Origin of the sequence: Microcystis sp. LE19-84.1B, from assembly GCF_027531875.1 — a bacterium.
GTDB classification, from domain to species: Bacteria; Cyanobacteriota; Cyanobacteriia; order Cyanobacteriales; family Microcystaceae; genus Microcystis; species Microcystis panniformis.
In genome coordinates, this window is the sequence record NZ_JAPZSR010000234.1 from 1 (window position 1) to 12,156 (window position 12,156).

The 12,156-nt window shown below is 42.3% G+C and carries 12 protein-coding genes and 1 pseudogene; 8 read left to right on the forward strand and 5 right to left on the reverse strand.

Annotated elements, in window-relative coordinates; all coding sequences use genetic code 11:
• The 4 genes and pseudogenes from O9324_RS13675 to O9324_RS13690 form a co-directional block, all read left to right on the forward strand.
• Positions 1-603 (forward strand): IS607 family transposase (locus O9324_RS13675; RefSeq protein WP_288140464.1); only part of this gene is annotated, 603 nt, incomplete at its 5' end.
• A pseudogene (locus tag O9324_RS13680) lies at positions 581-1,755 on the forward strand (RNA-guided endonuclease InsQ/TnpB family protein). The gene O9324_RS13675 and the pseudogene O9324_RS13680, both read left to right, overlap by 23 nt.
• 109 nt (positions 1,756-1,864) lie before the next feature.
• Positions 1,865-2,914 carry a hypothetical protein gene (locus O9324_RS13685; RefSeq protein ID WP_002765465.1) on the forward strand — a complete coding sequence of 350 codons (1,050 nt, stop codon included), beginning with the start codon at positions 1,865-1,867 and terminating at the stop codon, positions 2,912-2,914.
• A gap of 275 nt (positions 2,915-3,189) precedes the next feature.
• Positions 3,190-4,788, forward strand: a complete 1,599-nt coding sequence (locus tag O9324_RS13690; protein ID WP_002765467.1) for a SpoIID/LytB domain-containing protein — start codon at positions 3,190-3,192, stop codon at positions 4,786-4,788.
• A 203-nt stretch (positions 4,789-4,991) separates the two neighbouring features.
• Here the strand turns inward: O9324_RS13690 and O9324_RS13695 are convergent, their stop codons facing one another.
• The 4 genes from O9324_RS13695 to O9324_RS13710 all read right to left on the reverse strand — a co-directional run bounded on the left by O9324_RS13695 (position 4,992) and on the right by O9324_RS13710 (position 8,643).
• Positions 4,992-5,681, reverse strand: coding sequence for a potassium channel family protein (locus tag O9324_RS13695; RefSeq protein ID WP_002765468.1), 690 nt, complete (start codon positions 5,679-5,681; stop codon positions 4,992-4,994).
• Between the two features lie 144 nt (positions 5,682-5,825).
• The gene (locus O9324_RS13700) at positions 5,826-7,160 is read right to left on the reverse strand and encodes a TrkH family potassium uptake protein (RefSeq protein WP_002765469.1); all 1,335 of its coding nucleotides are present in this window, start codon (positions 7,158-7,160) and stop codon (positions 5,826-5,828) included.
• Positions 7,161-7,169: 9 nt separating this feature from the next.
• Positions 7,170-8,318, reverse strand: a complete 1,149-nt coding sequence (locus tag O9324_RS13705; RefSeq protein WP_288140465.1) for a glycosyltransferase family 4 protein — start codon at positions 8,316-8,318, stop codon at positions 7,170-7,172.
• 169 nt (positions 8,319-8,487) lie between these two features.
• On the reverse strand, positions 8,488-8,643 hold the full coding sequence (locus O9324_RS13710) for a DUF2256 domain-containing protein (RefSeq protein WP_002765473.1): 156 nt from the start codon (positions 8,641-8,643) through the stop codon (positions 8,488-8,490).
• 36 nt (positions 8,644-8,679) lie between these two features.
• On the opposite strand from O9324_RS13710, the gene O9324_RS13715 reads away from it, so the two are divergent.
• Together O9324_RS13715 and O9324_RS13720 are read left to right on the forward strand one after the other, a co-directional pair.
• A complete protein-coding gene (locus O9324_RS13715) occupies positions 8,680-9,480 on the forward strand; it encodes an RNA methyltransferase (RefSeq protein ID WP_287628553.1) in 801 nt (266 codons plus the stop codon).
• A gap of 27 nt (positions 9,481-9,507) precedes the next feature.
• Complete coding sequence (locus O9324_RS13720) at positions 9,508-10,689, forward strand: serine hydrolase (protein ID WP_287628557.1); 1,182 nt, start codon at positions 9,508-9,510, stop codon at positions 10,687-10,689.
• A gap of 3 nt (positions 10,690-10,692) precedes the next feature.
• On the opposite strand, the gene O9324_RS13725 is transcribed toward O9324_RS13720, so the two are convergent.
• The gene (locus O9324_RS13725; RefSeq protein ID WP_287628558.1) at positions 10,693-10,959 is read right to left on the reverse strand and encodes a glutaredoxin family protein; all 267 of its coding nucleotides are present in this window, start codon (positions 10,957-10,959) and stop codon (positions 10,693-10,695) included.
• Between the two features lie 126 nt (positions 10,960-11,085).
• Between O9324_RS13725 and O9324_RS13730 the strand changes: the two genes are divergently transcribed.
• Both O9324_RS13730 and O9324_RS13735 read left to right on the forward strand, forming a co-directional pair.
• Complete coding sequence (locus O9324_RS13730) at positions 11,086-11,325, forward strand: hypothetical protein (RefSeq protein WP_287628559.1); 240 nt, start codon at positions 11,086-11,088, stop codon at positions 11,323-11,325.
• 603 nt (positions 11,326-11,928) lie between these two features.
• The coding region (locus tag O9324_RS13735; RefSeq protein ID WP_288140466.1) for a protein kinase at positions 11,929-12,156 on the forward strand (228 nt) is incomplete at its 3' end.

A 12,156-nucleotide genomic window follows, 5' to 3' on the forward strand; every position in this document is an offset into this window, starting at 1 on the left:
AAGTTAACCATATCGGAAGCCGCTAAATTGAAAGGTGTAAGCGTATCGACGTTAAGGCGTTGGGAGTCTGAAGGTAAACTAATTCCAGAACGGACTGCTAATGGGCATCGTCGTTATACAATTTCTCAGTTGCTTGGTTTAAAAGAGAATCTCTCTTATACTGTTGGCTATTGCCGTGTTTCTAGTCATGACCAAAAGAAGGATTTAGAACGTCAAAAAGAAGTTGTCGAACTGTTTTGCGCTCAAAACGGTTGGCAAGTTGAAATTATAGACGACCTAGGTTCAGGACTTAACTACAACAAAAAAGGATTAAAGCGATTAATTCGGTTGATTGTTGATAGTAAAGTAGAGAGGTTAGTCTTAACTCATAAGGATAGATTACTTAGATTTTGTGGTGAATTAATCTTTAGTCTGTGTGAGCAATTCGGGACTGAAGTTGTCATTATTAATCGAACTGAAGACAGTACATTTGAGGAGGATTTAGCAGAAGATGTCTTAGAGATTATTACGGTATTTTCCGCTAGATTGTATGGCTCTAGAAGCCATAAAAATAGAAAAATCGTAGAGGAGTTAAGAGACGTTGCTACTAGGATTCAAGACTGAGTTAAAACTAAATAATCAACAACGCTCATTATTAGCCCAACACGCAGGAACCGCACGTCATGCTTGGAATTGGGGTTTGGCTTTAACCAAGCAAATTTTAGACCATAATCAAGCTAACCCTGATGAAAAAATCAAGTTTCCTACGGAACCCTTGACCTTCACAAATGGTTGGTAGCATTGGTAAAATCAGAGCATGATTGGTATTACCAAGTGTCTAAATGCGCCCCCCAATGGGCGTTAAGAGCTTTATCCGATGCTTGGACAAGATGCTTCAAGAAGATAGCCAAACCACCAAATTTCAAGAAGAAAGGTAAACAGGATAGTTTCACTTTAGATGGGAACATTAAAATTGCCCATCAAAAGATAAAAGTTCCTGTGATTGGTTGGTTAAAAACTTACGAGCGGCTACCTGATGGATACCAGCCAAAATCTGTTACTATTAGTAAAAAAGCTAATAGGTGGTTTATTAGTTTTAAGATGGAAGTTGAACAGCAAACAACCAATAAAACTCATGATGTAGTTGGTTGTGATCTGGGAATTAAATCTTTAGCTACTTTATCGACAGGTGAGACGTTTGAAGGCTCTAAAAGTTATCGTAAATACGAAAAACAATTAGCCAGACTTCAATACTTGAATCGACATAAGGTAAAAGGTTCAAATAATTGGAACAAAGCCCAACGGCAAATAGCTAAACTTCATTTTAAAATAGCTAATATCCGTAAAGATACGTTACATAAACTCACCACTTATTTAGCCAAGAACCACGGCAAGATAGTAATTGAGGATTTAAATGTGTCTGGGATGATGGCTAATCACAAATTAGCTAAAGCCGTTCAGGATATGGGTTTTTACGAGTTCCGAAGACAACTTGATTATAAAACTCAGTTGTATGGTTCGGAATTAATCATAGCCGATAGGTGGTTTCCTAGCAGTAAAACCTGTTCCAATTGTGGGTACAAGAAAGAGTCTCTATCTTTAACTGAAAGAGTTTTTGAGTGTGAACAATGCCATGCAGTTTGCGGTCGAGACTTGAACGCTAGTCTAAATCTAGCTTCTTTGGCGGTGAGTTCCACCGTGTCAGCTTGTAGAGTAGATAGTGCCGACACTACTACAGTGAAGCAGGAAGTTAACGTCAAATTTGCTCATGAGTAGATTTGAGTAGGTTTAATAGAACGGTTTTACCTGAAGATTAATCGGCTTGTCGGGGGTTGCCTGAGCGAGTTAAGATAAAATGCCTGATTAACTGCCGAGTCTATCATATATGGTTGATGCTGCGACGTTCCCCTCCGACACCTCCGCGATCATTGATGCCTTTGAAACGCCTCTAGAGTTTAACTTTCAACTGCCGGATCCCGAAGATGAAACCATCCAAGATCATGATTTTCAGCAGCAACTGGATTCTTTTTGGAAAGTCTGCGATCGCTTTGATTTGCAAACGGAAATCTGGCGGGGGCGAATTTTGCGAGCTATTCGCGACCGGGAGAAGCAAGGCGGTGATAGTCGCGGTACGGGCTTTTTAAACTGGTTAAAACAGCGAGAAATCACTAAAAGTCAAGCTTATGCTCTGATTCAATTGGCTAATAGTGCCGATACTCTCCTCGCAGAAGGACAACTGGATCCCGATAGTATCAATAATTTTAGTAAACGGGCCTTTGTGGAAACGGCCAAATCTGCCCCCGAAATTCAAAAATTAGTCAGTGATGCGGCCCGACAAGGGGAGAGAATTACTCGTCGGGAGGTGAAGCAATTGGCCGATGAATGGACGGCGATGAGTTCAGATTTACTACCCGATGAGGTGAAGGAAAAAGCCAGCGATGGTAGTTTACCGGCGCGTCATCTCGCTCCCCTAGTGAAAGAATTAGAAAAGTTACCCGATACTCATATCGACACTCTCCGTCAAGAAATCGCCGCTAATCCCGATGTAGATACGGTAAAATTAATCACCTCGGAAGCACGCAGTTTAGCCAAATATCTCGATGCGGCGGCCCAAGTACAAACTCTCCGACGGGGTAATTTAGATATTGAAATGGCTCTAGAAGAAGCTTTGCGCGTCGATTGTCTAAATACGGCGGCGGATCTGGTTAAACAAGCCACACAATTAGAGCAGGCCGTGGCTAAACTTTATACTACTTGGAAACGTTTGGGTAGTTTGTCCGATCGCCTCTATGTGGATACGGGAGCAAGTAATCCCCATCTGCGATCGATGTTAACCTGTTTGGAAAGTTTAACCAGTGAAGTGATCGAAGTAGAACTGGATGAAGGTGGGCAAAAAATGGTACGTTTACGCATTATCAGCGATGGAGGAAGTTAGACGCTTTGTTGGGTGTTGGGGTTTTAGGGTGTTGGGGTTTTAGGGTGTTAGGGTGTTAGGGTTTTAGGGTGTTAGGGTGTTAGGGTTTTAGGGTTTTAGCTGAAATTCCCCATTTCCCCACTTCCCCATTTCCCCACTTCCCCACTTCTCCACCTCCCCACTTCCCCACCTCCCCACTTCCCCACTTCCCCACTTCCTAACCCCTAACGGCTTGCTGCTATAATTTCTGAATATCGTCAACTTTTATGAAAACTTATTAACAGATACTTGACTTTATGCTAAAAATCAAGGAAAAAAAACCAATAATTAGCATCGGTTCTATAACTGCGGCGATCTTGCTCAGTTTAACCCTAATTCCTGCCGCTATGGCCAAGGATGTGCTTCTGAGAGTGGGCATTGTCCAACGTTTTGGCGATGAAGCCAAGGAAAAATTAACCCTGAGCAGTACCAGTGATGATAATCTCACCCTCCGCATGGTGGGAGAAGATGGCCAATCCCAAACCCTGCAAACCAATCGCCTACAATTAGAAGTTATTCCCCGTCCCCTCGCTTCTCCCATCCTCCAAGAAAAAGTCATTTTAAGCGACCACGCCACCTTTGAAACCGCCGAAAATAGCGCCAAAAATTGGGCAAAAATGGGCATTAAAGTGGAAATTACCCAACCCGGACGCTGGCAGGTTTGGGCAAAGCGAGAAGTTTATGAAAATCCCCTAGTGCGACGTTGGTTGCTGACCAGTTTGCAAACCAAAGGCTACAATCAACCCTATATTAATAGTGTTTTACTCAAAGAAAAGCCGCAAGTTTCTTTCCAGATCAACGGGGTGCGCTATTTTCCCAAAGAATTGGAAATCGAGAGCCAAAAAAACCTGATTCAAGTCACCCATAGCCCCGATCAGGTACGTTTGTACGGTGGGACTATGCGCCTACAGCCCAACGCCTACGGCACTTTTACCCTAGTTAATAACGTTCCCCTCGAAACCTACCTGCGCGGGGTTGTACCCCACGAAATCGGTCATGATGCCCCGGAAAGTGCCACCCAAGCGCAAACTATTATCGCCCGTACCTACGCCCTCCGCAATCTCCGGCGTTTTCAAGCCGATAATTACGAACTCTGTGCCGATACCCATTGTCAAGTTTATTATGGATTGACGGGAACTAATCCCCGGGCTGATCAAGCGATCGCAGCTACCCAAGGACTGGTTTTAACCTACCAAAATGAGTTAGTGGATGCCCTTTATTCCTCCACCACCGGCGGAGTAACTGCCCTCTTTAGTGATGTTTGGGATGGGGAGGAAAGACCTTATCTCCGGGCAGTGGTGGACTCCCCTAATCGAGTTTGGGATCTGTCGAAACAATCCCTCGCTAATGAGACAACTTTTCGCCAGTTTATTAATCTTAAAGATGGTTTCAATGAGACAGGCCGACGGGTTTTTCGCTGGCAAAAACAAGCTTCTTTAGCCGATTTGAGTCAAGACCTAGAAACCTATCTAACACGGCGCAAACATCCCCTCGCCGACTTCCAGAAAATCCAATGGATGGAAGTGACTAAGCGCTCTCCTTCTGGTCGGATTCTGACTATGACCATTCAAACCGATAAGGGGATTTTGGAACTCTATAAAAATGAGGTGCGTAGCGCTTTTGGACCGCCTCGCAGTACCCTATTCTACATCGATCCTATCTACGATACCAATCGACAGATCCAGGGTTATAACTTTATTGGTGGCGGTTTCGGCCACGGGGTAGGATTAAGTCAATTTGGTTCCTATAATTTAGCCCGTTTGGGTTGGTCTCCCGAACAAATTCTCGCTTTCTATTATCCTGGCACCACCATCCAACCTCTCAATAATTCGATTATCTTTTGGCGAGGAAATTAATCAGTTATCAGTTATCAGTTATCAGTTATCAGTTATCAGTTTCTGAAGGCAAGAGGCAAGGGGCAACAGGTAGCAGTTAGGAGATAGGGTGATAGGGAAATGGGGTGATGAGACAGCTTCCCCATCTCCCCATTTCCCACTCCCTACACCCCACGAAAAACTTTTTCAGCATACCCTGAGTAGAGCAAATATTTGACTAAATTCTACATCGGTAAACGCTGAATATCTCGGTTAGAACCAATTACCACCATGGCTAAATCCTTGTATAATCTTTCTTGGGGATTGGGGTTAATCTTGAATTTTTCCGCATTACCGACAGCGACAATATTTAAGCCATAACGATTACGAATTTCTAACTCTGCTAGGGTTTTACCGTGAAAAGCTTCCGGGACTTTTAACTCGACAATACTATGTTCAGGATCGAGATCAAATCGTTCTAAAATTGATGGTCTAGTTAAACGGTGCGCTAACTCACAACCGGCATCGTATTCGGGAAAAACTACTAAATCTGCGCCAACTTTTTTGAGTAATTTTCCATGGATTTCTGTGGAGGCTTTAGCGGCGACAAAATTAACCCCTGCTTCCTTACAATTGAGAGTAGTAATGATACTTTCTTCCACGTATTTACCAATAGCGACAATCACCGTATCGGTTTCAAAAATTCCCGCTTCTCGCAGAGCGTTAGGTTTGGTAGAATCAAGCTCGATCGCATTATCTACTATCCGATCAGATAACGCTTGCGCTACTAATCCTTCGTCAATATCTGTCCCTACCACCTGATAACCTTGTTTGCGTAGGGTTTCACAAACGGCGCGCCCAAATCTGCCTAATCCGATGACGGCAAATTGACGATTTTGGGGACGCATACTACTAAAAAATTTAATTGATTGCATAATTTTAATTGAAGCTGTTACGCATTTAAAATGCTAGTATCAATGAGTGAGGAGACAGGAGAAACTGATAACTGATAACTGATAACTGATAACTGGTAACTGATAACTGGTAACTGGTAACTGATAACTGGTAACTGATATTAATTATCCCACTAAAAGGTTTTCTTCGGGGTAATTAATAACTGTTGGTTTTGGATCGCCGATAATAGCCGCTATTAAAAGTATAACTCCTACCCGTCCCAGATACATCATAAAAACAATAATTAACTTAGAAATCGGTGATAAAGCGGCGGTTATTCCCATAGATAAGCCGACAGTTCCAAAGGCAGAAACTACCTCAAAAAATAGTTGAATCATTTTAAAATCTGTCTCCACAAATGAGATAGCTAGGGTGGAAATAATAATCGCTATAACCGAACCAAAAACCACCGCCATTGACTTTAAAATTAACGGCATGGGAATGCGTCTTTGATAGAGAGTCACTTCTTCATGTCCCCGTAAAACCGAGCGGGTACAGTTATATAAAATCCTAAAAGTTGTGGTTTTAATACCTCCCCCTGTACCACTAGGACTGGCTCCTATAAACATCAAAGCCATGGTAATTAATAAACCTTCCACGGAAATTTTACCAATATCAATAGTATTAAATCCTGCTGTTCTCGATGTTACCGATTGGAACCAAGCAGCCAGCAATTTATCTTTAAGTGATAAATTAGCCAAAGTGTCACCATTTCCCTGTTCAGTAAATAGGAAAGCCAATGTTCCTATCACTAATAAAAATATAGTTGTGCTGATAGCAACTTTATAGTTAAGAGAAAAAACAAAGCCTTTTCGTTTATATTGAAAGCGGTAAATAAACCAAGTGTAAAACTCGATAATTACCTGATAACCGATACCTCCAAAAATGATTAATCCTGTGATAGATAAGTTAATAACAATTGAAGAATGATAGGAAATTAAGTTATCTTTAAACAAGCCAAAACCCGCATTATTCCAAGCACTAATACTATGAAATAAAGATAACCACACCGCATACCTAAAATCATACTTTTGGGCGAAGACAGTTAACATAACAAAAGTTGCTGTTAACTCAAAAACTAAAGTAGTAGCAATCACTGATTTCATTAAACTTTGACTACCTTGTAGGAAAGGTCGATCAAAGGATTCTTGAATCGCTAACTTCTGTCTCAGGTCAAATTTTCGCCCAATTAATAACATTAAAAAAGTGGTAGTGGTCATATATCCCAGTCCACCCACTTGAATTAATAAAGCGATAAATAATTGACCCCAAAAAGAAAAATAAGTACCCGTATCTACCACTGCTAAACCCGTGACACAGACAGCAGAAGTGGAGGTAAAGAGGGCAACAATTGGATCATTCCAAGTGCCGCTAGTGGTAGAAACAGGCAACATCAACAGGGAAGTTCCCGCTAAAATTACCGCAATAAATCCCAAGCAAATTGTCCGGGCAATCGTCATATAAATTCCTTAGTGAAAGTAGCTAAGAGAAGATTGTTTTTGGGCTAACACTTCTTGATAAACTAACTGTAAGCGATCAATATTTTTGCTAAGAGTGTAAGAGTCTAAAACTCTTTGACGGGCTTTTTGACCTAAAATTGTGGTTAATTCGGGATGATCTCGTAATACAGGCAAGATAGTTTTTAATTGGGTAATTAGTCCTTTAGTATCTAGAACTATTCCCGCACCTTTTAACACTTCCCCATCGGCACCCACATCCGTAGCCAGACAAGCAACACCGCAGGCCATCGCTTCCAAGAGGGAAATCGATAAACCCTCCACTAAAGAGGGTAAAATAAAGCCGTCAACCCCGCGCAAAATTTCAATTCGTTTATTTTCATCGCCGATAAAACCTAACCAGATAATACCATCTTCTTCCCCATAAAAAGGTTTAAGGGAAGGAGTTAACGGACCATCGCCAACAATGAGCAGTTTGCATCTATCCCCTAAATTAGTTTTTTTCCAGGCTTTCAATAAAGATTCTACATTTTTCTCCGGCATGATCCGACCGAGATAAACAAATAAACAATCGGCATTATATTGAGCTTTAATATTCGATGGTCCTGGACAATACTTATTAATATCAACCCCATTGGGAATAATTGCTAATTTTTCTTCGGGAACTCCCAATTTAACTAAAAAATCCCGTTGAGAGGTGGAAAAAATAATTACTTTATCGTAATTAGCTAAAAAAGGGGCGTGTAGTTGGTAGGTTAATAATTGGGTACTGGAGATGAGATTGCGAATTTTACTATCAAAAGCCGGGTGAAAAGTCGCCACCAGAGGCAAATCTAAAGACTCACAAATTTCTGGTAGCAGAAAATCGAGGGGAGACAGGGGTAAGGACGCATGAACTAGATCGGGTTTCAGTTCCCTGAGTTTATCCTGTAGAACCCGACTCGATTTCAGGGTGGGAATAGTATAGACTTGGGAACTATAGAGACGTGGCAGGGTGATTTCGTCGTAAAAGTCAGGCCAATCGCTTACGGTGGGTTTTTCGGAAGAAAAATGTAGAAAACTGACTTGATAATCTCGATCGAGCAGGGAATTAGTCACTTCTCGCCCATAGGTAACGTTACCGCAAAAAGGAGATTTTTTTCCTAACCAAGCAATGTGCATTCAGATTCTCTTAAGAAAAAGTTAATTTAGCCAAGTATCAGCTTACTAAATTAGTCGTAAAATTAAAAGCTAATAGAGTACCTCAGCAAAATTAATTACCCATCTAAGTCCTCAGCTAAAAATTGCCTTTTGCAAGAGTGCCTATTTGATAGTTAAAATTCTCGGCTTTTTACTGATTCACCGAGGACTTGCGACGACGACAGCGTTCTGAACAGTATTTGACCTCATGCCAACAGTTTTGCCACTTTTTGCGCCAAGTAAAGGATAAACCGCAAACGGGACAAATTTTACTGGGAAGATCGGACTTCGAGGGCTGACGTGCCATGATTAAAATTAAAAAGTCAAAAACTGCGCCTTATCTATGAGTGTAGATGAAAATAATCAGAGTTCCCCACTCGATCGCCTGAGAATTATTTTAGTTGAACCAGCCGGAGCCTTAAATGTGGGTTCCACTGCCAGAATTATGCGGAATATGGGCTTAAGTCGCTTAATTATCGTCAATCCTGCCTGTGATATCCTTGCAGAAGAAGCGCGACGCATGGCAGTACACGGGATTGAAGTCCTAGAAAACTGTTCACAGGTAGCCACCCTGGGGGAAGCTTTGCAGGGTTGTCATCGCATCATTGCCACCACCTCGAAACCCCGTCACCTGAATACTCCCCTTGAAACACCCCGGACCGCCTTACCCTGGTTACTCACCCCTAACCTAGAATCGGCCTTAATTTTCGGGCCAGAAGACCGGGGTTTAAGTAACAGCGAACTGAACCACGCCCAGCGTTTTGTCGGTATTCCCGCTAATCCTCAATATTCCTCCCTCAATCTCGCCCAAGCGGTGGCGGTTTGCTCCTACGAACTGTACCAAATGGCCACGGAAAATAGGCTCGAACCCCCGTTAGAAATGCTCCCTAATGCCACTTTTGAGGCTCTAGAAGGCTATTATCAGCACTTAGAGAGCTTTTTGCTCAAAATTGGCTATCTTTACCCCCACACCGCCGCCGCTAGGATGGAGAAATTCCGGCAATTTTATCATCGGGCCCGTCCCACGGTGGAGGAATTAGCCCTGCTGCGGGGCATTATCGGTCATATTGAAAGTATCGGGCAACTTTTTCTCGGTCTTGATAGTCTCAAGGGCAAGAAAAAAAATTCTCCTAGCGATCGATAATAAATCTGGATACCCTTGAGGAAAACCGTGACTCGTCAAGTAACTCGTCGTCCTACTAAAGTTCAATCTAGTCCAGGGTCCCCTAGGTCCCTGGACTCAAACAATAAAAAAAGGTCTGTACCCGTTAAAAGGGCAAAAAAACAGCGTAAACCCAACCTAATCGCTTCTTTTCTCCTTCAGGTTCTTCGCTTCTCTATCCTTGGTGTCGGTTTAGGTGCGATCGCTGGTACGGTTTTAACGGTGGTGGATCCGAGCAAATTACCCCTACACCCAAAACCCACCGCTACTAATTCCCCGACTCCCAAACCCGTCACCCCAAAACCGACCACCTTAGTTTTAAACGAAAATCTCAGCAGCCTTAACCAGAAATTACAGGCTTTAGCGGTCAAATATCCGAAATTACAGGCAGGAGCATTATTTATTGACCTCGATAACGGTGCTTACGCTAATTTTCGCGGAGATACTATTTTTGCCGCCGCTAGTACGATTAAAATCCCGATCCTGGTGGCCTTTTTTGAGGATGTGGATGCGGGAAAAATTCGTCTCGATGAAACCCTTGTGGCCACTAAGGATGTCCTGGCCAGTGGGTCCGGGGATATGCAGTATCTAGGAGTGAATAAAACCTATACTGCCCTAGAAACCGCCACTAAAATGAACGTAATTAGCGATAATACCGCTACTAATATGTTAATTAAGCGCATGGGCGGCAAAAAGGCTCTTAATCAGCGTTTTCAAGCTTGGGGTTTGACCAGTACGGTAATTAATAACCCTTTACCAGACTTGGAAGGAACCAATACCACAAGTCCGAGAGATTTGGTGACAATCTTAGGAAAAGTTAATCAAGGGGAATTACTCAGTTTACGTTCCCGCGATCGTCTATTGAATATTATGCAGGAAACGCGCACTCGCACCCTGCTGCCGCAAGGTATCGAGAAATCCGCCGATATTGCCCATAAAACCGGTGATATTGGCTCGATGTTAGCGGATGCGGGGATTATTGATATGCCCAACGGGAAACGTTATCTAGGAGCAGTGATGGTGAAACGTCCCCACAATGATAGTAACGCTAGGACTCTGATTCAACAAATATCGCGCACGGCCTACCAACACTTTAAATGGTATCAAACTCAACCCGCAGCCAAACCGCAACCAGTCCCCCAGTCTTCTCCCTCTCCGAGTCCAGTCGTTAGTCCTAGTCCGGGTAATTAGCCCCTAGGTTAAATTATTGGCTAAAAGACGGGCCAATTGTTCGGCATTTGCCCGGGGGGAAAGACGAGGAAGGATTTTTTCCCCCGTGGCCAGTTTTTGACAGAGGACGGGGATTTCGTACTGATAAGCGTTAAACCAATCCTCTCGACTGGTAATGTCCCTAATTTCTAACTGCCACTCCGGTTGACGGATTTTTTCTAGTTTTTCTAGCAACCCTTCGCAAAGATGACAGTCCGGTTTACTGTATAGAATTAGTTCTATGGTAGGCATAAATATTTAAGTAGGTAGGTGTTAAAAGTTGTCAGATCCCCCCACCTATCGGCACCCCCCTTATTAAGGGGGGTAGGGGGGATCAGAGGCAAAATCTATCTTCAATTTAATTATAACTACTTACTTATGTTCATTACCTCCACGATTAGTCTCTCATCAACAATTCTACAAACTCCCACACCCACACCGACTTTAAATAATAACTTAGTTAATTCAGGTTCTCAAGATCTAGTCTATATCGGTGTGTTTCTTCTGGCAATTACCCTAGTCATGGTTATTGGTATTATCAATCAAAAAATTGAATACGCTCTCATTTTTGCCGCCACTCTCACTGCTATTTTAGTTGCTTTCTTCTGGTTTTTATAAGTCCTTAAACCAAGGGGATTGAGGGCAAACCCTCCTTAATAAAGATTAACGGCTCTCGTTGATTCACCTTCACCGAATTGTTAAGTAATTCGAGTTCAGACTTGACAAAAATCTCCCTAATACCGAGCGGAAGATTAAGGAGTGCATCCCACTTATGCAGAAATACCGACAATTAGCAATTATCAGTGACTCTTAAATTAGTACAAAAATATGAACAATCGCGTGTAAGCATCCCACCGAAAAACTAATGCGCTCCGGGGTTTGGGTCCCAACGGGGGGTTTGGGTAGGGTTGATTCATGAATCAACCCTACTATGAATCAACCCTACCCAAAAGCTTGGATTGAGTGATAAAACCGAAAGTAACGCCCAATTTTAGGAGAAAGTTTCCCCTTAAAAATCCCAAATTAGTAGATTTACAAAAATGAGATGCACCCAATCAAAGGCACATCTATCTTATAATTTAATAAGTACCTAAGCAAAATTAATTACACATTTCGATAAAGCTTTTGCCTTTTGCCTTTTGTCCCCTGCCTTCGTTAAAACCACTCACTTAATAGGATAGTTACACAACGTAAAAATTGGCTAATTCAGGAGTTATTATTATGCTAGACCAAATGATGAAGATGTTAGAAGGGCAACGAATAAACTCTTATCGTCTTAATAAGTTTCTCGGTGCGGGTGGTTTTGGGGGTGTATTTCATGCTAGTGAAATGGTCAGAAATACATCGGTTCAAGAAGTTGCCATTAAAGTTATCCCCGAAAGTAGCGATGATAAATTAAATGAGTTACAAAATGCCAGAAAGTTAGAACATTCTAATTTAATTAAGGCT